This window comes from Bartonella sp. AU55XJBT (genome assembly GCF_028618525.1).
The window spans coordinates 26702-52165 of sequence record NZ_JAQITC010000003.1; the positions used below are offsets into that span (position 1 = coordinate 26702).

22 protein-coding genes are annotated in these 25464 nt (G+C 38.0%); 10 read left to right on the forward strand and 12 right to left on the reverse strand.

The annotated features are described in order from the left end of the window. Positions 1–102 precede the first annotated feature (102 nt). Positions 103–1275: a succinyl-diaminopimelate desuccinylase gene (dapE, locus tag PVV70_RS02275; RefSeq protein ID WP_273757464.1), complete on the forward strand. Its 1173-nt coding sequence runs from the start codon at positions 103–105 to the stop codon at positions 1273–1275. 420 nt (positions 1276–1695) lie between these two features. Here dapE and hemW read toward each other — a convergent pair whose 3' ends face one another. Both hemW and rdgB read right to left on the reverse strand, forming a co-directional pair. Next, complete coding sequence (gene hemW / locus PVV70_RS02280; RefSeq protein WP_273757463.1) at positions 1696–2895, reverse strand: radical SAM family heme chaperone HemW; 1200 nt, start codon at positions 2893–2895, stop codon at positions 1696–1698. Then, entirely contained in the window at positions 2892–3539 is a 648-nt protein-coding gene (gene rdgB / locus PVV70_RS02285; protein ID WP_273757462.1) for an RdgB/HAM1 family non-canonical purine NTP pyrophosphatase, read from the reverse strand. The genes hemW and rdgB overlap by 4 nt, the downstream gene beginning before the upstream one ends. 499 nt (positions 3540–4038) lie before the next feature. On the opposite strand from rdgB, the gene hrcA reads away from it, so the two are divergent. Continuing rightward, entirely contained in the window at positions 4039–5109 is a 1071-nt protein-coding gene (gene hrcA / locus PVV70_RS02290) for a heat-inducible transcriptional repressor HrcA (protein ID WP_273757461.1), read from the forward strand. Positions 5110–5234: 125 nt separating this feature from the next. Next, positions 5235–5903 carry a nucleotide exchange factor GrpE gene (grpE, locus tag PVV70_RS02295; RefSeq protein WP_273757460.1) on the forward strand — a complete coding sequence of 223 codons (669 nt, stop codon included), beginning with the start codon at positions 5235–5237 and terminating at the stop codon, positions 5901–5903. A gap of 92 nt (positions 5904–5995) precedes the next feature. Here grpE and thpR read toward each other — a convergent pair whose 3' ends face one another. The 6 genes from thpR to PVV70_RS02325 all read right to left on the reverse strand — a co-directional run bounded on the left by thpR (position 5996) and on the right by PVV70_RS02325 (position 10979). Then, positions 5996–6535, reverse strand: a complete 540-nt coding sequence (gene thpR, locus PVV70_RS02300) for an RNA 2',3'-cyclic phosphodiesterase (protein ID WP_273757459.1) — start codon at positions 6533–6535, stop codon at positions 5996–5998. Between the two features lie 562 nt (positions 6536–7097). Next, complete coding sequence (locus PVV70_RS02305) at positions 7098–7394, reverse strand: HPr family phosphocarrier protein (protein WP_273757457.1); 297 nt, start codon at positions 7392–7394, stop codon at positions 7098–7100. A gap of 17 nt (positions 7395–7411) precedes the next feature. Next, complete coding sequence (locus PVV70_RS02310; RefSeq protein ID WP_273757455.1) at positions 7412–7810, reverse strand: PTS sugar transporter subunit IIA; 399 nt, start codon at positions 7808–7810, stop codon at positions 7412–7414. A gap of 135 nt (positions 7811–7945) precedes the next feature. Continuing rightward, positions 7946–8410 (reverse strand): HPr kinase/phosphatase C-terminal domain-containing protein, encoded by a 465-nt coding sequence (locus PVV70_RS02315; RefSeq protein ID WP_273757454.1) that lies wholly within the window; start codon positions 8408–8410, stop codon positions 7946–7948. Between the two features lie 22 nt (positions 8411–8432). Continuing rightward, the gene (locus tag PVV70_RS02320; protein ID WP_273757453.1) at positions 8433–10217 is read right to left on the reverse strand and encodes a sensor histidine kinase; all 1785 of its coding nucleotides are present in this window, start codon (positions 10215–10217) and stop codon (positions 8433–8435) included. Positions 10218–10256: 39 nt separating this feature from the next. Continuing rightward, positions 10257–10979 carry a response regulator transcription factor gene (locus PVV70_RS02325; protein ID WP_005774392.1) on the reverse strand — a complete coding sequence of 241 codons (723 nt, stop codon included), beginning with the start codon at positions 10977–10979 and terminating at the stop codon, positions 10257–10259. 386 nt (positions 10980–11365) lie between these two features. Between PVV70_RS02325 and lysM the strand changes: the two genes are divergently transcribed. Continuing rightward, positions 11366–11821 carry a peptidoglycan-binding protein LysM gene (gene lysM, locus PVV70_RS02330; RefSeq protein ID WP_273757452.1) on the forward strand — a complete coding sequence of 152 codons (456 nt, stop codon included), beginning with the start codon at positions 11366–11368 and terminating at the stop codon, positions 11819–11821. A gap of 106 nt (positions 11822–11927) precedes the next feature. On the opposite strand, the gene PVV70_RS02335 is transcribed toward lysM, so the two are convergent. Further along, the gene (locus tag PVV70_RS02335) at positions 11928–12482 is read right to left on the reverse strand and encodes a copper chaperone PCu(A)C (protein ID WP_273757451.1); all 555 of its coding nucleotides are present in this window, start codon (positions 12480–12482) and stop codon (positions 11928–11930) included. Between the two features lie 1028 nt (positions 12483–13510). Here PVV70_RS02335 and dnaK point away from each other — a divergent pair. The 5 genes from dnaK to lepA all read left to right on the forward strand — a co-directional run bounded on the left by dnaK (position 13511) and on the right by lepA (position 22289). After that, positions 13511–15403: a molecular chaperone DnaK gene (gene dnaK, locus PVV70_RS02340; protein ID WP_273757450.1), complete on the forward strand. Its 1893-nt coding sequence runs from the start codon at positions 13511–13513 to the stop codon at positions 15401–15403. A 158-nt stretch (positions 15404–15561) separates the two neighbouring features. Beyond that, positions 15562–16704 (forward strand): molecular chaperone DnaJ, encoded by a 1143-nt coding sequence (gene dnaJ, locus PVV70_RS02345; RefSeq protein ID WP_273757598.1) that lies wholly within the window; start codon positions 15562–15564, stop codon positions 16702–16704. Positions 16705–17812: 1108 nt separating this feature from the next. Beyond that, on the forward strand, positions 17813–18718 hold the full coding sequence (argB, locus tag PVV70_RS02350; RefSeq protein WP_273757449.1) for an acetylglutamate kinase: 906 nt from the start codon (positions 17813–17815) through the stop codon (positions 18716–18718). A gap of 32 nt (positions 18719–18750) precedes the next feature. Then, positions 18751–19665, forward strand: a complete 915-nt coding sequence (locus PVV70_RS02355) for a DMT family transporter (protein WP_273757448.1) — start codon at positions 18751–18753, stop codon at positions 19663–19665. A gap of 818 nt (positions 19666–20483) precedes the next feature. After that, positions 20484–22289: a translation elongation factor 4 gene (gene lepA / locus PVV70_RS02360; protein WP_273757447.1), complete on the forward strand. Its 1806-nt coding sequence runs from the start codon at positions 20484–20486 to the stop codon at positions 22287–22289. Between the two features lie 153 nt (positions 22290–22442). Here lepA and PVV70_RS02365 read toward each other — a convergent pair whose 3' ends face one another. After that, positions 22443–22631 (reverse strand): hypothetical protein, encoded by a 189-nt coding sequence (locus PVV70_RS02365; RefSeq protein WP_273757446.1) that lies wholly within the window; start codon positions 22629–22631, stop codon positions 22443–22445. A 237-nt stretch (positions 22632–22868) separates the two neighbouring features. Then, positions 22869–23717: a 2,3,4,5-tetrahydropyridine-2,6-dicarboxylate N-succinyltransferase gene (gene dapD, locus PVV70_RS02370; RefSeq protein WP_273757445.1), complete on the reverse strand. Its 849-nt coding sequence runs from the start codon at positions 23715–23717 to the stop codon at positions 22869–22871. A 106-nt stretch (positions 23718–23823) separates the two neighbouring features. Here dapD and PVV70_RS02375 point away from each other — a divergent pair, with 106 nt between their 5' ends. Further along, complete coding sequence (locus PVV70_RS02375) at positions 23824–24687, forward strand: LOG family protein (RefSeq protein WP_273757444.1); 864 nt, start codon at positions 23824–23826, stop codon at positions 24685–24687. A 32-nt stretch (positions 24688–24719) separates the two neighbouring features. Here the strand turns inward: PVV70_RS02375 and truA are convergent, their stop codons facing one another. After that, complete coding sequence (gene truA / locus PVV70_RS02380) at positions 24720–25463, reverse strand: tRNA pseudouridine(38-40) synthase TruA (protein WP_273757443.1); 744 nt, start codon at positions 25461–25463, stop codon at positions 24720–24722. Position 25464 lies beyond the last annotated feature (1 nt).

Sequence of the window (25464 nt, forward strand, 5' to 3'; positions counted from 1 at the left end):
TTGGTTTGCTGAGTGTCTTCAATGTTTTTACTTTATCTTTTTTGCCATTCAGCGTAATAACCTTAAGTTCCGATAATTTATAATAAATGGGAAGGGGTTTTTATGTCTGTTCTTACAGATCCACTTCAGCTATTACAGGCTCTGATTCGTTGTCCTTCTGTTACACCGCATGAAGCGGGGGCTTTATCAGCGTTGGAACAATTTTTGGAAAAAATGGGATTTCATGTTGAGCGCCCTATTTTTACGGATAAAAATACAGCTAATGTTGAAAATCTTTATGCAAAAATGGGAAGGGCAGGACCCCATCTGATGTTTGCAGGTCATACGGATGTTGTACCGCCAGGTGCATTAGAAGATTGGACTTATCCACCTTTTGGAGCTGTTATAGATCAGGGGAAATTATATGGGCGGGGTGCTGTTGATATGAAAGGCGGTATCGCTTGTTTTATTGCGGCTCTCGCGCGCGTTCTTGAGAAACAATCTATTAAAGGAACGATAAGCCTTTTGATTACTGGTGATGAAGAGGGGCCTGCTGTTAATGGTACGGTAAAACTTCTCCAATGGGCAGAAGAAAAAGGCGAAAAATGGACTGCTGCTCTTGTAGGAGAACCAACAAGCGTAAAGGCTGTTGGTGATGTTATCAAAATTGGTCGTCGCGGATCGATTTCTGGGATTATTACTGTGAAAGGTCGCCAAGGTCATGTTGCTTTTCCAGAGCGGGCTGCTAATCCTTTGCCTTTGGCAAGTAAGCTTATTCAAGCATTGACACAAACGGCTTTAGATCAAGGGACAGAGAATTTTCAACCCAGTAATTTAGAACTAACAACCATCGATACCGGTAATTTGGCAGTCAATGTTATTCCAGCGCAGACAACGATTCGTTTTAATATACGCTACAATGATCTTTGGACAAAAGAAACCTTGATGGAGGAAATTGAAAAGTGTCTTGCTTTGGTGCACTCAAAAAATAATAGTGGTCAATATCCCTCTTATCAGCTTGAATGGATTCCGAGTTTAGGAGATGTTTTTTTGACCAAAAATGATAAACTTATTCAAATTTTATCCAATGCTATTAAAAGTGTAACAGGGAGTGCACCAGAATGCTCGACGTCTGGGGGAACTTCAGATGCACGATTTATTAAGGATTATTGCCCCGTGGTTGAATTTGGCTTACCAGGACAAACGATGCATATGGTAGATGAATGTGTCGCCCTTGATGCAGTGGAAACACTTACGGCTATTTATGAGCGTTTTATTGTTGATTTTTTTGCATAAAGAAATAATTGTTTGGTCCAATAATATCTTTATCTTATTTTGCCATAGAACCCTTTTGTTCCCATAAAATATTGTCATTTGAGGTGTTAATATATTAAGTGGTTTTAGAGTACGTGGTGCGCATTTTAAAGCTGGAATTTTTGTTCGTAAAGCCTTTAGTTTTGTGAATCATCACTTTTATCGCTTCTAAAAAAGAAAATCAGACCATCTCTAGCTCAAAATATGACGATAGCTTTTAGCATTTGAAAGTGTTCATAAAAGTCATTTTTATCCAAAAATTCCCTTACCTTTAAGGGGTAAGTGAATGGTTGTCATTAATGTATTGTAAATAGTTTTGAAATGAAAAAATCTTACGACACTTTAGTTTTATTTTTGCTATGACAAATAATTATGATCAATAAAATCAATGTTATAAAAACTTTAATTTGCAAGTTGGCTGATGACGTAATCAAGAACAATACGTCCTTTGGTTGTTGCTTTTAAGCGTTTGTTATTCACCATTTCGACCAATTCTTGGTTTTGTAAATCGATAAGTTTTTCTATTGGGATACGTTTGGGACTTAAGGTTTCATAGCGTGTAAGTTCCAAGCCTTCACAAAGGCGTAATCCCATAAGAAGCATTTCATTTGCCTGTTGCTGAAGAGTTAATCGTTCTGTTTCAATACAGCCATGCCCTTTTTTTTCGACTAATTCAAGCCACTGTTCGGGATTCTTTTCATTGATAGTGACATAACGTTCATGGTTTTCAAGGTGTGATAAAGATGTTTTTGAAAAGGTGGAAGAATGATTTGGTATGTTCTCAATAAAACGACCATGTGCTCCTGGACCAAAGCCTGCATATTGGTGATATCGCCAATAAAGAAGGTTGTGTGCTGATTCAGCACCAGGCATGGCATGGTTTGAGATTTCATAGGCAGGAAGTCCATACAGAGCTGTTATTTCTTGGGTAAGATGATACAGATCTGCTGCGAGCTCTGATGAGGGAAGGATAAGCCTTCCTGCATCATGAAGTCGTTTAAAGGCGGTTCCTTCTTCGATTGTCAATTGATAAAGAGAAAGATGGTCTGCTGCCAAATCAATAGCTTGTACAAGTTCAGATTTCCATTGTTCAAAGGTTTGTTCGGGGCGAGCATAAATGAGATCAAAGGATAAGCGTGGAAAAATTTTCCTTGCTAAATCAATGGCATAAAGAGCTTGTTCTACATTATGGAGGCGACCAAGTTTGCGCAATGCTTTATCATTAAGCGCTTGTATCCCTAGAGATAAGCGATTAATACCTGCAGCACGGTATCCGCGAAAACGCTCTGCTTCCACACTGGATGGATTAGCTTCCAATGTAATTTCAACTTTATCATCAAGTATCCACTTTTTTGCAAGTGCTTGCAAGAGGGCATCAACAGTTTTCGGCTCCATAAGAGAGGGGGTTCCCCCACCAATAAAAATACTCGTAATATGGCGTGGACCTATTTTGTGGTATTGTGTTTCTATTTCGCGCTCAAAGGCGGTGACAAAACGTAGCTGATCAACACCGTGGATACGAACATGCGAATTAAAGTCACAATAGGGACATTTAGCAGCACAAAAGGGCCAATGAATATAAATGCCAAAAGGTTCATTCATGAGAATGCCAAAAGGTTTTCTGCTAAAAGTTTAAAAGCACGTGCGCGATGTGAAAGAGGGGGAATATCATTGTGTTGCCAGCCGTGTTTTTGCTCTGTTGACATTTCTCCAAAGGTATTTTCATATCCATCTGGTAAAAAAATAGGATCAAAGCCAAACCCCTTATCTCCCCGTGGAGGCCAAATGAATGTTCCTTCAACGTATCCGCGGAAATAATCTGTATGAGTATCAGTCCACGCAATACAAATGACGGATACAAAACGGCATTTTCGTTGGCTTTTTTCTCGTGCTCCGACTTTTTGAAGTTCATTTTCTATTTTTTGCATCGCTTTTGGAAAATCACGTGTACCATCGGCTTGAATTGCCCAATCAGCTGTATAAACGCCCGGTGCACCATCCAATGCATCTACTTCTAAGCCTGAATCATCAGAGAGAGCAGGAAGTCCTGTCTTTTTTGCTGCTGCAAAAGCTTTAATATAAGCATTTTCTTCAAATGTTGTTCCTGTTTCTTTTGGTTCTGGCAAGCCAAGCTCTTTGGCTGATTGTATTATTAAACCGAAAGGTGCAACCAAAGTAGTAATTTCATGTAATTTGCTGGCGTTATGCGTCGCAATGACAAGTTTTTTATCTGCTATGCTTCTCATATAGATTTCTCCAAAAATGAAAGGGGGAACTATTTTTGCGCTAAAAACCAGCTTAAATGCTTATACACACACATTCTGCTTGCTTTTACATGATAGGGTTATTTTACACGTTTTATGATATTTTATTCAAATAAAATTTTTCGTATTTTGTGAAGACAATGACAATGATTGAAAAGATATGAGAAACGATTTTTAACGATTTTTTATGAAAGCCTTTTTATGGTAAAAATCCAATTTTCTATTTCCCGTGGTTTATAAACAATCGAGCTTTTCTTGGTAAGCCCTTAAAGAGACCAATTCCTGTCTTAAATACCCTAATCACACACTCTAATAAAAAACATATCATGCATAATTATATGCCTTATATCATCACTCTAAAAGATGGTGTTTTATGGCTCAATAGGATAATATATTTTGATACTACTTTAGATTATTTGACCAAACCTTGGCAAAACTTATATAAGATGAAGAGAGTTTTTTAAGTAGTGAAACAATTGTGATGAAACACAAACCTATTGATAATGAACTAAAATATCTTGATGAACGTTCGCGTGATATTTTCCGCCATATTGTTGAAGCTTATCTTAATGATGGTGAACCTGTAGGATCACGCAATCTTTCGCGACTTTTGCAACAGACCTTATCACCTGCGACGATTCGCAATGTGATGAGTGATCTTGAACATCTCGGTTTGATTTATGCACCGCATGTTTCGGCAGGGCGAATGCCAACTCAATCGGGTTTACGTTTTTTTGTTGATGCATTTATGGAAGCGGGTGATTTGCCAAACGAAGAGCGAGAAAATATTGAAATGCAAGTCAAAGAGGCAGGTCATGCACAATCGGTTGAACATTTTCTTGTTCAAGCAAGCCGAGTTCTTTCAGATCTCTCCCGTGGAGCAGGGCTTGTTCTCGCAACAAAACAAGAAGGAACATTGAAACATATTGAATTTGTGCGCCTTGATAGAGAACATGCTCTTGCTGTTTTAGTGACTCAACAAGGTGAGGTTGAAAATCGTATTGTTCATTTGCCAGAAGGGGTTACTCATGCACAATTGACAGAAGCAACGAATTTTCTCAATGCCCATATTCAAGGGCGCACATTGAGTGAAGCTAAAGGGGAAATTGCTTGCCTATGCACAGAAACACGGGCTGCACTTGATGATTTATCACATCATCTTGTTGAAACGGGATTAGCTCTTTGGGGGGGAGAAGGTGCTGATCATAAAATACATCTTATTGTTCGTGGACGCAGTAATTTGCTTGAAGATGTGAAAGCAGAAGAAGATTTAGAACGGTTACGTCATTTATTTGATGATCTTGAAACCCGTGAAAGTATGGCACAGCTTCTCGATTTAACGGATGAAGGGTCAGGGGTTCGAATTTTTATTGGTTCAGAAAATAAGTTATTTTCACTTTCTGGTTCTTCTTTAGTCGTAGCACCTTATCGAGATTCACAACAAAGAGTCATTGGTGCTTTAGGCGTTATTGGGCCTACACGGCTTAATTATGCAAGGATTGTGCCTATGGTTGATTATACAGCTCAACTTGTGTCACAGTTATTGCGTTAAAATGATGTAGGTAAGTATTTGTACTATAAAAGCTCATTGTATTAATATACATCTGTACCCCTTGATTTTTGTCTGTAAAATTTCGATATCGAGAATAACAAATCTTATGAAGGAATAGAATTTTTATGTCTGATGAAAAAAACAAATTTACTGACGCTTCATTTGAAAATTGCGATTTAAAAAATCCAGCTGATCGTAATACACTTAAACAAGCCGCGGATGAATTTTTAAAAACACATAAAACAGAAGCACATGGAGAGGTTGAAGAAGAAAGTAAAGAGGTTGATCCTTTAGTGTCTTTACAGGATGAAAACAAAGAGTTGAAAGATCAGCTTTTACGTCTTGCTGCAGATATGGAAAATCTTCGACGCCGTACTGCGCGTGATGTAGCGGATGCGAAGGCTTATTCCATTGCTAATTTTGCGCGGGATATGTTATCTGTTTCTGACAATCTCAATCGCGCTTTGGAAGCGATTCCAGAAGGTGCACGGGAAAGTGATGCTGGTTTGAAATCATTGGCAGAAGGTGTTGAAATGACTGAACGTGCTATGATGGCAGCATTAGAGCGTCATGGGGTGCAGAAAATTCATCCAGAGGGGCAAAAATTTGATCCTCACTTTCATCAAGCGATGTTTGAAATTCCTAATGCCGACGTTCCCGATAACACTGTTCAACAAGTGGTTCAGGCCGGTTATATTATCGGGGAAAGGGTACTACGTCCAGCGATAGTGGGTGTGGCTAAAGGAGGAACAAAAGAAGCTTCTGTTGAAATTGATTCGGCTTCACATCAATAAAAGCTTCTAACGTAAATGCAGCATTCCCTACAATTTTGCATGTATTGGGGACTTTTCTCAAAGAGTTTTTAAAGGGTGTTACAAACACCCTTTTATTTTTGAAGTGACCAATTTCCTTTGACAAGATACACGGCATCGCTTGAGGGAAATGGCGATGAAAATAAAACAAAGTGATCGACCTCAAAAGGAGAAAATGAAAGATTTCTTCGAAAGAGCAGATAAGGAACAAGATCTTCAGGTTTAGTATCGCGCAGTCGCGCAATAGTAATGTGCGGCGTAAATTCTCTTTTATCAGGCGTTAGACCTAAATGGCTACGAATAGATTGCATTTTTTTGTGTAAAAGATTGAGAGCTTCACAAGGTTTAATGCGAATAACAAGAGAGGGAGAAGTATTTTCTGAACCAAAAATATCAAAACCATCTATTTGTAGCATAAAAGGAGAGAGCTTTATTGTATCAAAGGCATGTCTAAGTGCATCTGCTGTAGCATTTTCAACTTCACCGAAAAAAGACAAAGTGATGTGAAAATTTTGCGGATTAATCCACTGCGCATTTGGTAAGCCCTTTTGCAACGATACAAGTTGTTGTGTTGTTTGTTGAGGAATCTGAAGAGCACTAAATAGACGACCCATAATATTATCTCCTTATAATGAAAAGATATCATATAAAGTGCAGTGAAAGATAAATTAAAAGGGAAGAATGCTAGAAAAGATAAGGCAATAGTATAGAAAAAGCATGTCTAAAAAATGCTTAGCATAATTATAAATGTACAAAGCTTATTTGTTGTAAGAAAATGGTTATGATATCGATAAAAATTGCGTTTTCATGATCCACATCACAATGATTTGAAGTCTGGGATTGCTTGTGTGTTATAAAAATCTGCAAATTGAGTAGAAAATAACGAAAGTTGATTGATTTCTGATTTCTGATTTGTGAAATTATCTTGATCTTTTTCTTTTGCCTAAAAGCCAACATATTCAGTCCAAGTCAAAATTCTTTTTTCTATAAAGATGTAAATCATACGATTAAGATATCTAACAGCCATGATACGCAACAACTATTTAAATTGGCGAAATAATGTTAGAAAAAAAGTGAAAAAAATTGGCATAAAAACGGAAAAAGCAATCAAAATTCATAATGATGGAAATTTTTTATTCTCTAAGAATCATCATCCTTGTTTATTGTGAGAAAGTGCTAATTTTCCTCTCCAAAGTTGTTATTGATGAGCTTTTCAAGAGCATTAATGGCGTCTGTTGCTTCTGGTCCCCAAACACGAATGGTAAGGTTACAACCGGCTGAAGCTGCTAGCATCATGAGTCCCATAATTGATGATCCACCAACGATTTTTCCATCCTTTTCAACTTCAACAGTGGCATTAAAATTATCAACAGTTTGTACAAATTTTGCAGAAGCCCTTGCATGCAACCCACGTTTATTACAGATATTGAAATGACGGCTTATTTGAGAGGGGAGGGCATCTTTGGAAAGCATCAGTATTGTATCATCCGCTATAAAACCATACTTGGTACATTAATATATTTACGCCCTGCTTCTTGTGCTATTCTTAACGCATCTGATAATGAAATATCAGGGCATTTTCGAATAGAAATCAATTTAATAAGCATGGGCAAATTAACCCCTGCAATCATTTCAACGCGTCCTTTTTCAATAGCAGGAATAGCTATATTTGATGGTGTTCCTCCGAACACATCTGTTAATATGATGACGCCATGATCTGTATTTGTATCGGTTACTGCGGCTATAATATCACCTCGGCGCTGATCTATATCGTCATCGGGATGAACGCATATTGTTGCGAACTTTTCTTGTGTTCCAACAACGTGTTCCACGGCATGTAAAAATTCAACAGCCAGCTCACCGTGCGTTACAAGCACGAGTCCAATCATTTACGCAAACTCCTGTTAACTAATAAGATCCGACCATATTGGTGGAAAAGATATTTTACAAGGCTTTGTCTTGCTGCCAAGAAAAATTTGCAAAAAAAAGGCAAAAAGTGTGATTTTTTTATCTTTAGAAAAAAATTAAACAGGTTTGCGCCATAATTTTCTAAACAAAAATGCTTCAATAGCTTGACAAATGGCGGTACAATCGGCTTCACGAAGAGAAGGAAGTTTTAAAAGAGGAATGTGCAAATCTTCAAATTGAAAAGTTTTATTTGTGGAAAAACGTTCATATTCGGGGCCGAGAAAAATAACACAGTCGATAGGTGTGTGCTTTTGAAATTCTATCATATAAAGACCAGCACCACGAATCTCAATACCGCCCTGTAAGTTGTCAGGCGTGTATCCGTGAAGTTTTCCATTTTCCACACGCAGCATTGTATAATCATCACTGATCAGTTTTGCTTCACGTTTTGACCATTCAGCGCGGTCAAGCAAAGCAAGGGTGAGGGTCGATTTTCCTGATCCCGAGGGACCTGTAATTAACAGTCCCTTTCCACCCAATTGAAGGCAATTTGCGTGGAGTATTTCACATTTTGTTTTCATGTCCTTTACTTTGGGTAAAAGATTATTTAACGAGGGGAAGCATAATAATAAAACGTGCACCAGTTTTACATTTTCCAAGTGACGGATCAATAATATTTTCAGCTGTAATTGTTCCATTGTGGGCTTCGATGATTTGCCGACTAATAGAAAGGCCAAGTCCAGAGTTTTGTCCAAAAGCATCTTCGTTGGGGCGATCAGTATAGAAACGTTCAAAAATACGTTCAATATTCTCTGAACGAATACCAGGGCCATTGTCTTCAATGGTTAAAATAAGAGTTGAAGCATGGCTTTTCATCGTAATGCAAATTTTGCCACGATTACGAGGAATAAAGGAACGTGCGTTTTCGAGAAGATTGGAAATCACTTGTCCTAAACGGAGCTCATGTCCCAACACAAGATAAGCTTTTCCATAAGGACGTGGGATAATATTAAGGCTTACATCGATGGTTTGTGCATTGCGATATACTTCCTGAACGGCATGAACAAGACTTTCCAAAAGCGGTGTCATATCAACGATCTCTGCGGTTTCTCGTGCAAGCTCTGCATCGAGCCGCGATGCATCAGAAATATCTGTAATCAACCGATCAAGACGGCGCACATCATGTTGAATAATTTCAAGCAATTTTTCTTGTGCTTCTTCATTTTTAGCCAGAGGGAGGGTTTCAACAGCACTGCGGAGAGACGTAAGGGGATTTTTTAATTCGTGACTTACATCAGCCGCAAAGCGTTCAATGGCTTCAATACGCATATAAAGGGCATTGGTCATGTCACGAATAGAGGTTGAGAGATGGCCAATTTCATCTTCACGCATTGAAAAATCAGGAATTTCTACACGCTGATTATTGCCATTCCGCACTCGGTTAGCAGAGGCAGATAATTTGCTTAAGGGATGGGCAATCGTATGGGCTAAAAAGAGCGAAAGAACCAAAAGTACACTGCCCACAACGGCAAAAACTTTAAATATAACCAGTCTTTCGGCTTTTACAATGTTATCAATATCCGATCCAGTGGTTGAAAGAAGAAGAGCACCAACCACTGCGCGATAGCGTTGAACAGGCACGGCAACAGAAACGATGAGTTGACCTTGTCTATTGCGTCTTTTGGCGGTAGAAAGAGATCCGTTTAATGCTCGGTATACTTCTGGATAAGCAATTCCACGGTTTTTAGTTTGTTCTCTATCAAGAGCAATACCTTTGCCATAAAATGTGTTTGAATACCATGAAGTAAGACGATCCCACATGTTTTGTTCTGTTTTAAGGGGGGGTAAATCATAGCTAAAAACTTCTCCACTCGAATAAAGAACCCGCGAATCAAGAAGGAGAGTAGCATCACGATCATAGATACGTGCTCGTGTCGTTTTAGGTGTGATGAGACGTCGTAAAAGAGGGGCAACTTGTTCAGGGTTAATGGGAAAATCCCAAGAGTCGGTTGATTGAGGGGCGGGTGTAACGCTTTCACCAGCCTGTAACTCTAAGAGTTTTTGGGGGTCAATAAGGATAGAGTTTGTATCTACTGTTGCAGAAGCAGCAATGGCTCCAGCAATAATTTTTCCTTGGGTACATAAACTTTTAATTTTTGCTTCAATCAAACCATCGCGAAATTGGTTAAGGTATAAAATGCCTGTAACTAGAACGGCAAGGGCAGCAATGTTTAAGATAACAATGCGGCGTGTGAGACTGGAAAAAAGCAATTGTCTAAAGAGACGTTGTATTCGAAGGTGTAAACGAGCAAACATAAGAAATGGCGTTGAGGGTATACTGTTAGGAGCTGTTTTTTTTAGAGTTTCCAGTTGAGAATTGTCTGTCATCGATTTGATTGCCGTTCAAATTTTTTCGACAAAGCAGTCTTACACCTCGTGAAAACGATAACCTACACCATAAAGAGTTTCAATCATTGCAAAATCATCATCCACTTGTTTAAATTTTTTACGCAGACGTTTAATATGACTATCAATGGTACGATCATCTACATAGACCTGATCACTATAGGCAGCATCCATTAAGGCATCACGACTTTTTACAACGCCTGGTCTTTGTGCGAGAGTTTGCAGAATCAAAAATTCCGTAACAGTTAAAATAACAGGTTTATCTTTCCATGTACAGGTATGACGTTCTTGATCCATGACAAGATCTCCACGTTTAAGAGAAGAGGTGGAAGAAGTTCCCGTAGAAAGTGGTTGGTTACGTGCATTGGAACGGCGCAAAATAGCCTTTACACGCTCAATGAGAAGGCGTTGGGAGAAAGGTTTCGTAATAAAATCATCAGCGCCCATTTTGAGACCAAATAATTCATCAATTTCGTCATCTTTAGAGGTAAGAAAAATAACGGGAAGATCAGATTTTTGACGTAAACGACGCAAGAGCTCCATCCCATCCATTCGGGGCATTTTAATATCAAAAATAGCTAAATGTGGGGGATGAAGTGTGAGACCTTTGAGTGCAGATGCTCCATCTGTATAGCTTTCAACCCGATATCCTTCTGTCTCAAGCGCAAAAGATAGAGATGTCAAAATATTGCGATCATCATCAACAAGTACAATCGTTTGTGTGATTGTTGGTGTATCTTTCATGGTTTCTTAGACCTTTCTATTGCTGCGGTAGCAAATTACCCACACTTATTTATATGGGAGTTCACATTTTTTTTGCAAAACAAATATGATACAAATTGTAGCAAAGTAAAAAACCTTTTATCATTCCTGTAAAATCTTGTTTTGCTTTCATAATTTATAATGTTTCTTCGTCTATTAAGATCCCTTCGTTTGAGAGAAAATTTGTATAAAGGCTTTTTTTATTAAAATTTATTGCAAAGTTTATTCTTGTATTTGTCCCAAAATTGAACAGATTTAGTTTTGATTGTTGAAGTTTAGAAAATCCGCCTATGTGTTTTAAGAGCAAAGACAAGAATGTGGCAATATATGCACAAAAATTTGTTTCTGCTACACGAAAGGAGGTCATAATGGGATTTTTTAATTTCGTTAAAACTGTAGGGGAAAAGTTAGGTATAGGGGACCATGAGCCAAAAGAAAAAGACTTTAAGTCCGCGTTTGATCATTTTCAACTCGATACAGAAAAAGTCAATATTCAAGTTGAAGATGGTAAAGCTATTTTAAGCGGTGAGGTTCCAGATAGGGAAACACTTGAAAAAGCTCTTCTGGTTGTTGGCAATTCACAAGGTATTTCTTCTGTGGATGTTGAGCAATTAAAGGTTATCGATACGACGCCTAAAAAAACGTCTCGTTTTTATGAGGTTAAGTCTGGTGATAATCTTTGGAAAATTGCTGAAGAGGTTTATGGAAAAGGGCAAGGGAATAAAAACACATTTATTTTTGAAGCCAATAAACCAATGCTAAAATCTCCTGATAAAATTTATCCTGGACAAGTTTTGCGTATTCCTGAAGTTGACCATATTTAACGCATAAAAGAGGATAGTTTTTTGCTTATGTTATGGCATTAAATAAAATGAAGAAGCGTGAAAAATTTCACGCTTCTTCATTTTGTAAAATGTGTGTTTATAATAATTAGTGAGCAGGAGTGGATTTAGAAGGAGAGGTTGTTTTCATAGCATTTACAGAGAAATCAACATCAATGGTTCCTGCATTTTCAAATGTCAATTTTGCACTAATTTTATCACCTAGCTTGAAGGGTTGTGAAAGCCCCATAAACATAACATGGTCACCGCCTGGCTTAAGGGTTATTTCACCATTTCCCGGAATTTCAATGCCATTATGCAATTTTTCCATTTTCATAATATCATTAACGACGGCCATAGTGTGCATTTCCGTTGTTTTTACGCCGTTTGTGGAAATAGACACTAAACGGTCTGGTGTATTACTGTGATTAATAATATAGAAATAACCGCTACTAACTTTTACACCTTTAGGTGTTTCGCGTGCCCAAGGATTGAGAATTTCTATGTCACCAAGTTTATATTGCTGGGCACTTGCTGGTAGGGTTATACCCGCAAAGAGAAGAGCACATATGATATTTGCGATAACCTTTTTGTATGAATATTTTGCATGTATTGTATTCTTAAAGATGGGATTTGTTATTTTCTTGATAATAGATGTCAACATTGATTTACCCTCCTTCACAAGACTCACAATTTAAATTGTTTTTTTATTTTAGCAGATTTTTTATTTAAAATAAAAGCAAAGAATTACTAAAATAAAATTGATATAATATGAGAACAAAAATCATAGAACTCTTGCATTTTAAATAAAGAGAGTCATGTTTACAAAGACAAAACACCTCTCAACATTTCTGTGTTCATCTCACAAAAGTATTTGTAAATGATAAAAATTTACGATCCACCATTATTTTACTGAATAAAGATACAATAAACAAAGATCATACACTTGCTCAACTCTTAATATTACGACAGCTCTTGGTCCTTTAAAGCGTTTATACAGAGACATTATTATATTACTGTCGAATTTTAGAAGGATACATTCAAGAAAAAGCTTTTTCGGTGCATTTAAAGCACAGCTTTCAAATAGCAATGAACGATGAGGCTATTAGAAGAAGAATTTTTGAAAGGAGATCGATCAATGATACCGTCATCAATATGAGCATTTGGAAAAGCACCGTTTAATACTTGAAGGGTGCTCATAAAAAAATAGGTTCATAAGATATGACGGCTATTTTATATAGTCTTAAGGAAGGTTTATACTATTTTATGATATAAGTTATTCGCTTTTAAGTGATATTTTTTAAAAGCTTTTGTGTCAGTATTTTTTAATTCATAATGAGAGATCAAGAGCGCGTGTTCAATGATTCTTTTTATTTTTATAGACAGATATGTTTGTTGAGAATTGCGGGGAAAATGTATTATGATTTCGAGTCTTTCATAAATATGGTATTTATGAGTTATTAGAGTGCCTATTTTAAAAGAAATTTTTTATTTTGGAGATGTTTCTCTCATTATTCTCTTGTAGCAATAAAATCCTGTTCTTATATACGAGACAGCGAGGCTTGTTGTGACTTGCGGTTTGTTATTATTTATGTTGCTTGAAGCAGAATACGGGCTTTGAGTGTTATGAGGAGCTATCTTAAAAAGATGCTTTATGAAGGTTGAGGTAGCTTGCTGAATGGAGATTATAATATGGCAAAAGTAATTGGTATTGATTTGGGGACGACGAACTCTTGTGTGGCTGTTATGGATGGCAAAAACGCAAAAGTTATCGAAAACTCAGAAGGAGCGCGGACAACACCTTCCGTTGTTGCCTTTACGGATGGGGGAGAGCGGCTTGTTGGACAGCCTGCTAAACGTCAGGCGGTAACAAATCCTGAAGGGACAGTTTTTGCAGTGAAGCGTTTGATAGGGCGCCGTTTTGATGACCCTATGGTTGAAAAGGATAAAGCACTTGTGCCTTATAAAATCGTTAAAGGTGACAATGGCGATGCATGGGTTGAAGAAGCAGGTAAGAAATATTCTCCATCGCAAATTTCAGCGATGATTTTGCAAAAGATGAAGGAAACAGCTGAATCTTATCTTGGTGAAAAAGTTGAGCAAGCAGTTATTACTGTTCCTGCTTATTTTAATGATGCACAACGTCAAGCAACTAAAGATGCGGGTAAAATTGCTGGACTTGAAGTTTTACGGATTATTAATGAGCCGACTGCTGCTGCTTTAGCTTATGGTTTGGACAAAAAGGACGGCAAAACAATTGCTGTTTACGATCTTGGTGGTGGTACATTTGATATTTCAGTCCTTGAAATTGGAGATGGCGTTTTTGAAGTTAAATCAACCAATGGAGATACATTCTTAGGGGGTGAAGACTTTGACATGCGCTTGGTTGGCTATTTTGCCGATGAATTCAAAAAAGAGCAAGGAATTGATCTAAAGAATGATAAACTTGCTTTACAGCGCTTAAAAGAAGCGGCAGAAAAAGCAAAGATTGAGCTTTCTTCATCACAGCAAACAGAAATCAATTTGCCATTTATCACGGCAGATCAATCAGGTCCCAAGCACTTAACAATGAAGCTAACTCGGGCAAAATTTGAATCTCTCGTTGACGATTTAGTGCAGCGTACCATCGAGCCTTGTAAAGCTGCGTTGAAAGATGCTGGATTAAAGGCTGGTGAGATTGACGAAGTTGTTTTAGTGGGCGGTATGACACGTATGCCTAAGATTCAGCAAGTTGTGCAGAACTTCTTTGGCAAGGATCCACACAAAGGTGTTAATCCTGATGAAGTGGTTGCGATGGGTGCTGCCATCCAAGGGGGCGTTTTACAAGGCGATGTTAAGGACGTGTTGCTGCTAGATGTAACCCCTTTATCCTTGGGGATTGAAACATTGGGGGGTGTTTTCACACGTCTCATTGAGCGCAATACCACGATCCCGACGAAAAAATCGCAAGTTTTTTCAACAGCTGATGATAACCAGAGTGCTGTAACAATTCGTGTTTTCCAAGGTGAACGGGAAATGGCCAGTGATAATAAGTTATTGGCTCAATTTGATCTTGTTGGTATTCCCCCAGCACCGCGTGGTATACCTCAAATTGAAGTTACTTTTGATATTGACGCGAATGGTATTGTTAATGTTTCGGCCAAAGATAAAGGAACTGGTAAAGAGCATCAAATTCGTATTCAGGCATCGGGTGGTTTAAGTGATGCTGATATTGAAAAAATGGTGCAGGATGCGGAAGAGCACGCAGCTGAGGATAAAAAACGCCGTGAAGGTGTTGAAGCCAGAAATCAAGCGGAAGCTCTTATTCATTCAACGGAAAAGTCACTCAATGAATATGGCGATAAAGTATCAGCTGAAGAAAAGGGACAGATTGAAACAGCAATATCTGATTTGAAATCTGCGCTTGAAGGCAGTGATACGGAAGAAGTAACAACAAAGATGCAAAAATTAGCAGAAGTCAGTATGAAGCTTGGGCAGGCGATGTATGAAGCGTCACAAACAGCGAGCACTGACACTGAAACAGAGACAAAGAATGATGATGTTGTCGATGCTGATTTTGAAGAAGTTAATGATAAGAAGAAATAGTGTCAGCATATGTGTTGATTAATTTATAAACCCGGCCTTTGAAATATAAGGCTGGGCTTTATTATTTGAGATAAGTTGCAAGTTTGTTGCTAAAAATATAAATTAAAAGCGATATTATCCATAAAGATGGATGATAGAAAAACTATCAGGAATACATGATGAAGGTTGACTATTATGAAATTCTTGGCGTAACTCGTGAATGTGATGATAAAAAATTGAAATCTGCTTTTCGTAAGTTGGCAATGCAATATCATCCTGATCGCAACGCCGGGGATAAAGAGGCAGAGCGAAAATTCAAAGAAATTGGCGAAGCCTATGAAGTTCTTAAAGATCCCCAAAAGCGTGCTGCTTATGACCGATTTGGTCATGCGGCTTTTGAAAATAGCGGTGGTCAAGGGGGAGGCAATCCTTTTAGCGGTTTTGCTGCCGGTAGTGGATTTGCTGATATTTTTGAGGATTTTTTTGGTGAGATGATGGGAAGTGCACACCGTAAGCGTGGTGATGGTCGCGAGCGTGGTGCAGATCTGAGTTATAATATGGAAGTGACTTTAGAAGAGGCATTTTCAGGAAAAACTGCAGAAATTAATATTCCTAGTTCCGTTACGTGCGATGTTTGTGAAGGTTCAGGAGCGAGAAAGGGCTCTAGTCCGCAAGTTTGTGGGACATGTCATGGATCTGGTCGAGTGCGTGCTGCACAAGGCTTCTTTTCTATTGAGCGAACATGTCCTTCATGTCATGGACGTGGTGAAACGATTACGGATCCATGCCCCAAATGTCAGGGGACACGACGCGTAGAGAAAAAACGTTCATTAAGCGTGAATGTTCCAGCTGGTATTGAAGATGGAACACGTATTCGTCTTTCTGGTGAGGGTGATGCTGGTATTCGTGGCGGTCCCAATGGTGATCTTTATATTTTTCTTTCCGTTAAACCGCATGAATTTTTTCAGAGAGAAGGAGCAGATCTTCACTGTCGCGTTCCTATTTCGATGGTAACAGCGGCTTTAGGAGGAGAGTTTGAAGTTTCTGACCTTGATGGTGTTAAAGCACGTGTTAAGATCCCAGAAGGGACACAAAATGGACGTCAATTCCGCCTTAAAGGCAAAGGCATGCCCATGTTGCGTCGTCAGCAAGCAAGGGGTGACCTTTATATCCATATCACGATTGAGACACCGCAGAAACTTACGCAAGAACAACGTGAACTATTGCAAAAATTTGAAAAGCTTTCCAATCATGAGAATTCACCACAATCACATGGTTTTTTTTCACGGATGAAAGAATTTTTTGAAAATATTTCTGGTTAAAATAGGTGAATGTTTTCAGAGTAAATGAGAAAACATTTTAGGAAGGTTATTTTCATTAAACTTTCGATTGTCTTATCATCTTTGAGAAGCATTCTTTTGGTTTGAAAAGAAAAAAGAGAAACAATTAATTTAAGTGTAAGCTCCTGCTGCGCAGAGTTTTTTACATTTTATGGATAAGTCTTTCTTTTGAATGTCTATAACATTTTAAAAAGGGCTTATCCATAGAAGGATGCATTGAATGACTGAAATATTTCCAGTGTTAACGGCATTTATCTTTTTGTGCCATAAAAAATCATCATTTCAGGGGGTAATACAAGCTATGTAAGCCTCTTGTGCACATGAAGTGTTTTTTTAGAAGTGGGAGGTTATGAGGCTTGTTCGTAGAGTCTTATGTGAATAAATCACATGAGCGACTATCAGGTGGAACCAATCCAGTAAGAATCCAGATTTTTTTACAGGCAAAACCTCTTAAGAACCTTTTTCTTTAAAGGAAAGGTCCCAAATTTTGTGTTTATCTTTCTTGTCTGTGATTTTTTACTCAAAACTCTTTTTAAAAGCTCCATAATAAGAAATTTTAAAATGGCAAAATCTTATCAAGTAAGGCTAAAAAAGCTGTTAGGCAATCTATCTTATTTCGAATAATGTAATTTCTCATGATTGATTTTATAGGTTCTATTTTAGATAAGATATAAATAAAGCAATTGAGCGATTTCTATGTCGGTAATTTATTGATTTTATTATTATAAGAAAATTTTAATTTTATCTTATAAAATCAATGCTTGTATATACTTCTATTCATTGTTAATTACCGATAAGGGTAAACTCGTGAGTTGAATGTACAGCGTAGCTTAAAAGTTTTGCTTTTCAACTTTATACATAAGATCATAAAATAGTGGCGTTTTTTTTGCGCTTATTTTGTTTAATTTTTTGCTATTAATTTTATTTGAGGAAGTTGTTTTCTTGTTTCATCTCGTTATTACTTTTTCGTAATTTACAGGGAAATTGATGATTTTCAGGGGGAAAGATAGAATAAAGCTTTGTTTTATTGTTTTCATTTTTCCTAAATTCTACTTAAGAGAGGGTAAAAAATGATGAGGAGGCTCTATTAATGGATGATGCTAAAAACGGGGCTGTAGATGTTTTGGAAAAACAAGCAGCATTTTTATCGTCTGCTTTACCTTATATGCAAAAATACGAAAATGAAACGGTTGTAGTAAAATATGGCGGTCATGCTATGGGTGATCCTGCTTTGGGACGAGCATTTGCGCGTGATATTGCTCTATTAAAGCAATCGGGGATTAATCCTGTTGTAGTTCATGGTGGAGGGCCTCAGATTGCTGAAATTTTAATGAAAATGGGGATTGAATCACGATTTGAAAACGGTTTACGGGTAACCGATGAGCGGATCGTTGAAGTGGTTGAAATGGTTTTAGCGGGTTCCATCAATAAGGAAATTGTTGCTCTCATCAATGCTGAGGGTGAATGGGCAATAGGGCTGTGCGGTAAGGATGGCAATATGGTTTTTGCCGAAAAGGCTTATAGAACTGTCATTGATCCTGATTCGCATATTGAACGTGTTTTAGATTTGGGTTTTGTTGGTGAGCCTGTTGAAGTGGATCGTACATTGCTGGATCTTTTAGCATGTTCTGAAATGATACCAGTTCTTGCTCCTGTGGCTCCAGGTCGGGATGGTAAAACCTATAATATTAATGCTGATATTTTTGCTGGAGCTATTGCTGGTGCATTAGAGGCAAAACGTCTTTTATTCCTCACGGATGTTCCTGGTGTTTTGGATAAACAGGGCAAACTTTTAAAAGAATTGACGGTTTCTGAAGCTGAGAAACTTATCAAAAATGGAACAATTTCAGGAGGCATGATTCCAAAAGTAGAAACTTGTGTGAAAGCCCTTCAAAATGGTGTGGAAGGTGTTGTCATTTTAAATGGAAAAACCCCTCATTCTGTTTTACTAGAGCTGTTTACCGAACAGGGAGTTGGAACGCTTATTGTTTCATAAATTGTGCGGAAAATTGGAGAAGAAGGCCTTTCATGACGAATATAAAACAGTTTAAATATCCTTTATTAAGTAAACCAGAATTGGCAATATTTGCTGCAACAATATTGTGGGGGATTACATTTTTAGTCATTCACATTGCGGTACGCTATAGCGGTCCTCTGTTTTTTGTTGGATTTCGTTTTATTGTTGCATCTCTCATATGTGGAGCAATTTTTTGGCGCTCTATAAAAGGTATAACTGTTTATGAAGTTTTCGCTGGGATGGCAATTGGTTTATCCATGTTTTTTGGTTATGCTTTTCAAGCAGCTGGACTTCAAACGATTATTAGTAGTCAGTCGGCTTTTATCACAGCGCTTTATGTTCCGATGGTTCCAATCTTGCAATGGATTGTTTTTAAAAAACCTCCCCGTTTTGCCTGTTGGGTTGGTATTATTTTCGCTTTTATTGGGCTTGTCCTTGTTTCAGGACAAAAGCCGGGAAGTTTTGATTTTTCAAAAGGTGAAATTTTGACTTTGTTGGGCGCTTTAGCGATTGCTGGAGAAGTCATACTCATCGGAATTTTTGCCAACAAGGTTGATAGTCGGCGTGTGACCATTATTCAGTTATTCTTTAGTGGTTTTTTTTCATTTGCTTGTATGCCTTTGATGGGTGAAAGCATTCCTGCATTTTCGTGGGTATGGTTTAGTGTTGGTATGGGATTGGCATTAATGAGTGCTATTATTCAATTGGCTATGAATTGGGCACAAAAGTCTATTTCCCCTACGCGTGCGACACTCATTTATGCAGGTGAACCGGTATGGGCTGGTATTGTTGGGCGTTTGGCTGGAGAGCATTTATCTCCTTTAGCTTTATTAGGCGGCTTACTGATTTTGATTGGGATCATTGTGGCTGAATTACAACCTTCACAATGGCGTAAAAAAAATAAAGCAATTGAAAAAATTGATTAGCGATGCACCTTTTCTATCATGATTTTATTGCATGCGTTTTTTGCTTGCAGCGTTTTCATTTAAATTGCAAAACAATAATTAATTCATTATAAATCAATGTATTATCCAATTGATCGAAGAGAGTTGATGTTTTTATCTTTAATGGAGGAAGAAAGGAGTTGTACAAAAAATACATAAAAACTCTATACAATAGAGCTTATTTCTACAGTTTTAAACGTTAAAAAGAAGACGATCCCTTTCAACACACACTTATTTTATATAAGATTGCTAAAAAGGCAAATTATTGCATACAAATAAAAAGCATTTCTCGCAAATTTTATCGAAAGTTTAAGTGATATACGCGTTCACCCGATGTTCATGCAACATATTGATTTATAATGATAATATAACATTATTCATATTGAGTTAGAACTCTGAAGACTGTTAAAATTTTCTCATTTCAAATGTTTTTCATATTAAATTAATCCAAATCATTTGCTTACATGTCATAAACGGGAACCATGTGGTTAAAATTGCATAAAAACGGCATGCCTTCTATAAATTCTTTCAAATATTAAGGACTATCGCAACATTGGAGGTTGGCAAAGTGTGTGATGGAACACATACCGGCTTATCCAGCCGATGAGTCATCAAACAAGGTGCAAAAAGATCATTTTAGGTCCCTTTGGTATTTAATTTAGTAGATAAAAGCCTTATTTTTTAGGTTATGAGAAGTTCATGTTTTGAGAAGCTCTTTTGGTTAATATTCTTTTGAAAGGTTCTAGATAAGACATAATTGGTCTTTGCGTTTTGTATTATTCTTTGCTAAATCGCCTTATATGACAATAGATCGTAATTATATTCGTAATTTTTCCATCGTGGCGCATATTGATCACGGCAAGTCCACTTTAGCGGATCGTTTGATTCAAATAACAGGGGGGCTTGACACACGTGAGATGAAAGAACAAGTGCTTGATTCCATGGATATTGAGCGTGAACGTGGGATTACCATTAAGGCACAAACGGTACGTTTGCACTATAAAGCAAAGAATGGTGAAACCTATATTTTAAATCTTATGGATACACCAGGTCATGTGGATTTTGCTTATGAAGTTTCGCGGTCACTGGCAGCGTGTGAAGGTTCTCTGTTGGTGGTAGATGCGAGTCAAGGGGTGGAGGCACAGACATTAGCAAATGTTTATCAAGCTATTGATAATTCGCATGAATTGGTTGTTGTACTCAATAAAGTTGATCTTCCAGCAGCAGAACCTGAGCGTGTTAAAGAACAAATTGAAGATGTGATAGGTATTGATACATCTCAAGCGGTAGAAATATCAGCAAAAACAGGTTTGGGTGTTCCTGATGTTTTGGAGGCAATTGTTACACAATTACCACCTCCACGTACAGGCGATGGTGCAAATCCCTTGAAAGCAATGTTGGTTGATAGCTGGTATGATGCATATCTTGGTGTAATCGTTTTGGTACGAGTCATTGATGGAGTGTTAAAAAAAGGCCAAACCATTCGTATGATGGGGACAGGGGCAAAATATCCTGTTGAGCGCGTTGGGGTTTTTACACCTAAAATGGTGCAGATTGATGAATTAGGCCCAGGCGAGATTGGCTTTATCACTGCTTCTATCAAAGAGGTAGCCGATACACGGGTTGGCGATACGATTACTGAAGAGCGTCGTCCCTGTGAAAATGCTTTGCCAGGTTTTAAGCCTGCGCAACCCGTTGTCTTTTGTGGACTTTTTCCAATTGATGCTGCCGATTTTGATGATTTGCGTGCAGCCATGGGAAAATTACGCTTAAATGATGCGAGTTTTTCTTTTGAAATGGAAACATCTGCAGCTTTGGGGTTTGGTTTTCGGTGTGGTTTTTTGGGACTTCTTCATCTTGAAATTATTCAAGAGCGATTAGAGCGTGAGTTTAATTTGGATTTAATCGCGACGGCACCTTCAGTTGTTTATCGCATGAATATGAATGATGGTTCTGTTAAAGAGTTGCACAATCCAGCGGATATGCCTGATGTGGTTAAAATTTCTTCTATCGAAGAACCGTGGATCCGAGCGACAATCATGACTCCTGATAGTTATCTTGGGTCAATTTTAGAGCTGTGCCAAGAGCGGCGTGGAATACAGGTTGGTTTATCCTATGTTGGAACGCGTGCTATGGTGACGTATGATTTACCACTCAATGAAGTGGTTTTTGATTTTTATGATCGCCTAAAATCAATCTCAAAGGGGTATGCTTCTTTTGATTATCAGATGACGGATTATGCAGAGGGGGATTTAGTTAAAATGTCTATCTTGGTGAATGGAGAGTCTATAGATGCATTGTCGATGCTTGTGCACCGCACGATTGCAGAAAAGCGCGGGCGTTCCATGTGTGAAAAACTGAAAGATCTTATTCCCCAGCATATGTTTCAGATTCCAATTCAAGCAGCTATTGGTGGTAAAGTTATAGCGCGCGAAACGATTCGTGCTTTGCGTAAAGATGTAACAGCGAAATGTTACGGAGGCGATGTAACGCGTAAGCGCAAACTTTTGGAAAAGCAAAAAGAAGGTAAAAAGCGGATGCGCCAATTTGGAAAGGTAGAAATTCCTCAGTCGGCCTTTATTCAAGCGCTTAAAATGAATAAATGATGAAAAAAGAAACATTTTCTCTCATTGATCGCGCTCTTGCTTTTGTCGATGAGTTCAGTTTTTTAAGAACACTTTTAAATGGAGATTGTAAAGTGTTTCACACTTTTGTGTCTTGCGTGATAGTGTCATGTTTCTCACGTAAAACAGAATATTTTAAACAAAATACATTTGTGTTGCACGTTTACGTTCTTGTTTTAAAGAATCATCTCTCACTGTATCAAACTCCGTTTTATAATGGGGACCGTGAAAGGTATAATGCAAAATCGATTGTGAATGATATAAAACCCACCATTTGGCATCACTTTCTTTCCGCCTCATAAAGACACAAGGTTCACCCATCATACTTTTTTCCAGTGCAAAATGTTATGATAATCCTTGGCACTTGAGAGAATTCATTAAAGGCATTTTTGCTTTTTTCTTAAAGTATTTTTTCCCCTACACTAACGGCATTTGTAACGTGCAAGGAAATGAGAATGACTAGATTCATCATGAAAGGATTTAAAATAAGAGAATCCTTGTATTTTATAGTGTTATTCAAGTTGAAAAACAATGAATGATCATTATAAATTAACAGTGTGTCTAATCACGTAAAAGCTCATTAATGGATGTTTTCTCTCGTGTTTTTTGATCAACCCGTTTTACGATAACAGCACAATAAAGATTTGGGCCTGCTTCACCATTTGGGAGTGGTTTTCCAGGGAGAGATCCTGGAACAACAACCGAATAGGCTGGTACTTCACCGATAAAAATTTCCCCTGTTGTACGATCAATAATCTTTGTAGACTTCCCAATAAAGACTCCCATTCCTAAAACAGTCCCTTCACGAATAATACAGCCTTCAACAATTTCAGAGCGTGCACCAATAAAGCAATGATCTTCAATGATTGTTGGATTTGCTTGCAGAGGTTCCAAAACACCTCCAATCCCAACACCACCAGAAAGATGAACATGTTTACCAATTTGTGCACAAGAACCAACGGTTGTCCATGTATCAATCATTGTTCCTTCATCAATAAAGGCACCAAGATTAACAAAGGATGGCATGAGTATGACGTTTGGTGCAACATAGGCAGAATGGCGTACAATCGCTCCAGGAACAGAACGAAACCCCGCTTTTTGAAAATCATCTTCTTTCCAACCAGAAAATTTTGAGGGAACTTTATCCCACCAATGTGTTCCATTGATTCCACCAGCAATAATTTGCATGGTATTGAGGCGAAAAGAGAGCAGAACAGCTTTTTTCAACCATTGATGAACATGCCATTGTCCATTTTTTTGCCGTTCTGCAACACGGATTTCACCTTTATCAAGAAGGTTCAATGTGTGTTCGACACTCTCACGAATTTCACCTTTTGTGGTAGTATTAATAGAATCGCGATCATCAAATGCTTTTTCGATAATGATTTCAAGTTGTGTGAGATGGGTCATGACGAAAGTTCCGTTAAACAAGTTGAAAGCTTCAAGATTTATTCTCTATGACCTACGCGAAGAAATGTTTTCAGTCAATAAAACGATGAGAAAGTAGGACAGGTGCATGAAAAAGGGCTGTAAAGAAAAAAGAAAAGAAGAACGAGAAAATTGGACTCCCCTTCTTCATACGAAGGAAGCTCTACAACAGATCCATAAAGTCTCTAATTCAGCGCAAATGTGTTCTCCGACTTATCGTTTAGCCTATATCGATCAAGATTTTATGATGCGTCCAGAGCTGCGTTCACAACGTATTGGTCTTGAATTTTTAAAGCCGGAAATAACACTTAAAGAATATAATATTCAATCAACAGTTGTTTTGTTCGGTGGTGCACGTATTCCTGAACCTGGGCAAGCAGCGTGGGCTGCAAAAAATGAAACACAAAAGAAAAATTTGTGCGCTATGTCACATTATTACGATGAAGCAAGAGAATTTGCACGTTTGTGTTCCCTCTATTCGGCAAAAACAGAATACCGTGAATTTGTGGTTGTCACAGGAGGCGGACCAGGGATTATGGAAGCAGGAAATCGTGGTGCTTGTGATGTTGGTGCGCCAACGGTTGGCTTGAATATTATTTTACCGCATGAGCAAGAGCCTAATTCATATATTTCTCCGCATTTGTGTTTCAATTTTCACTATTTGGGGATGCGAAAAATGCATTTTTTAGTACGGGCAAAAGCATTAGCTATTTTTCCTGGAGGATTTGGGACTTTGGATGAGTTGTTTGAGACGTTAACTTTAATACAAACAGGACGTATGAAACAGGTACCAATTTTATTGTTTGGCAAAGAATTTTGGAGCAATGCGATCAATCTTGAATATTTGGCTTCGCAAGGTACAATCGCTCCTACGGATGTTAATTTGGTGAAATTTGTCAATACAGCAGCAGAAGCTTTCAAAGAAATTCGTTCTTTTTATAAATTGCCTTAATTTCTTTTGAAAAAGCCATTTTTGTGAGACAGTTAATATTCTACTTTGGTTAAATAAAGTCCTGAAGGGGGAGCAACAACACCACAACGTTTACGATCTTTAGCATGAAGAGCTGCTTCAAGATCTTGAGCTGTCCAACGTCCAATCCCCACTTCCATGAGGCTTCCTGCAAATGAACGAATTTGATGATGAAGAAAAGAGCGGGCTTGCGCATAAAGGAAGATTTTTTCACCTTCTCTTTGCACATCGAGGCGTTCAAGGGTTCGAATAGGGCTTTTGGCTTGGCAATGTGCTGAACGGAAAGTTGTAAAATCATGTTGTCCTACAAGCTTTTGAGCGGCTTCATGCATCGCTTCAGCATCAAGAGGCTTTGGCAACCACCACACACGTTTGGCATTTAAGGCTGGTGGAGAGCGACGATTGAGAATTTTAAAAAGATAATGGCGTTTGATAGCAGAAAATCGTGCATCAAAGTCATCAGGGACATTTTCTACGTTTAAAATTGAAATGGCTTCTCTCTGTTGACGCAAAAGAGCATTGAGCGCATCCCGTACAGTATATGAAGGCCAGTTTTTTATGAAATCAACATGCGCAACTTGTCCTGTCGCATGCACCCCTGCATCTGTTCGTCCTGCTGTTGTTATGGTTAATTGTTCTCCACTAAAGCGAAAAATCGCTTGTTCAAGAGCTCCTTGTATCGTGTGAAGCTTTGTTTGACGCTGCCAGCCAGCATAATTTGATCCATCATATTCAAGAGTAAGTTTAAAACGGGGCATA

Coding starts and splice junctions, on each gene's coding strand:
- dapE (WP_273757464.1), top strand. CDS start 103: ATGTCTGTTCTTACAGATCCACTTCAGCTATTACAGGCTCTGATTCGT.
- hemW (WP_273757463.1), bottom strand. CDS start 2,895: ATGAATGAACCTTTTGGCATTTATATTCATTGGCCCTTTTGTGCTGCT.
- rdgB (WP_273757462.1), bottom strand. CDS start 3,539: ATGAGAAGCATAGCAGATAAAAAACTTGTCATTGCGACGCATAACGCC.
- hrcA (WP_273757461.1), top strand. CDS start 4,039: ATGAAACACAAACCTATTGATAATGAACTAAAATATCTTGATGAACGT.
- grpE (WP_273757460.1), top strand. CDS start 5,235: ATGTCTGATGAAAAAAACAAATTTACTGACGCTTCATTTGAAAATTGC.
- thpR (WP_273757459.1), bottom strand. CDS start 6,535: ATGGGTCGTCTATTTAGTGCTCTTCAGATTCCTCAACAAACAACACAA.
- PVV70_RS02305 (WP_273757457.1), bottom strand. CDS start 7,394: ATGCTTTCCAAAGATGCCCTCCCCTCTCAAATAAGCCGTCATTTCAAT.
- PVV70_RS02310 (WP_273757455.1), bottom strand. CDS start 7,810: ATGATTGGACTCGTGCTTGTAACGCACGGTGAGCTGGCTGTTGAATTT.
- PVV70_RS02315 (WP_273757454.1), bottom strand. CDS start 8,410: ATGAAAACAAAATGTGAAATACTCCACGCAAATTGCCTTCAATTGGGT.
- PVV70_RS02320 (WP_273757453.1), bottom strand. CDS start 10,217: ATGACAGACAATTCTCAACTGGAAACTCTAAAAAAAACAGCTCCTAAC.
- PVV70_RS02325 (WP_005774392.1), bottom strand. CDS start 10,979: ATGAAAGATACACCAACAATCACACAAACGATTGTACTTGTTGATGAT.
- lysM (WP_273757452.1), top strand. CDS start 11,366: ATGGGATTTTTTAATTTCGTTAAAACTGTAGGGGAAAAGTTAGGTATA.
- PVV70_RS02335 (WP_273757451.1), bottom strand. CDS start 12,482: ATGTTGACATCTATTATCAAGAAAATAACAAATCCCATCTTTAAGAAT.
- dnaK (WP_273757450.1), top strand. CDS start 13,511: ATGGCAAAAGTAATTGGTATTGATTTGGGGACGACGAACTCTTGTGTG.
- dnaJ (WP_273757598.1), top strand. CDS start 15,562: ATGAAGGTTGACTATTATGAAATTCTTGGCGTAACTCGTGAATGTGAT.
- argB (WP_273757449.1), top strand. CDS start 17,813: ATGGATGATGCTAAAAACGGGGCTGTAGATGTTTTGGAAAAACAAGCA.
- PVV70_RS02355 (WP_273757448.1), top strand. CDS start 18,751: ATGACGAATATAAAACAGTTTAAATATCCTTTATTAAGTAAACCAGAA.
- lepA (WP_273757447.1), top strand. CDS start 20,484: ATGACAATAGATCGTAATTATATTCGTAATTTTTCCATCGTGGCGCAT.
- PVV70_RS02365 (WP_273757446.1), bottom strand. CDS start 22,631: ATGATGGGTGAACCTTGTGTCTTTATGAGGCGGAAAGAAAGTGATGCC.
- dapD (WP_273757445.1), bottom strand. CDS start 23,717: ATGACCCATCTCACACAACTTGAAATCATTATCGAAAAAGCATTTGAT.
- PVV70_RS02375 (WP_273757444.1), top strand. CDS start 23,824: ATGAAAAAGGGCTGTAAAGAAAAAAGAAAAGAAGAACGAGAAAATTGG.
- truA (WP_273757443.1), bottom strand. CDS start 25,463: ATGCCCCGTTTTAAACTTACTCTTGAATATGATGGATCAAATTATGCT.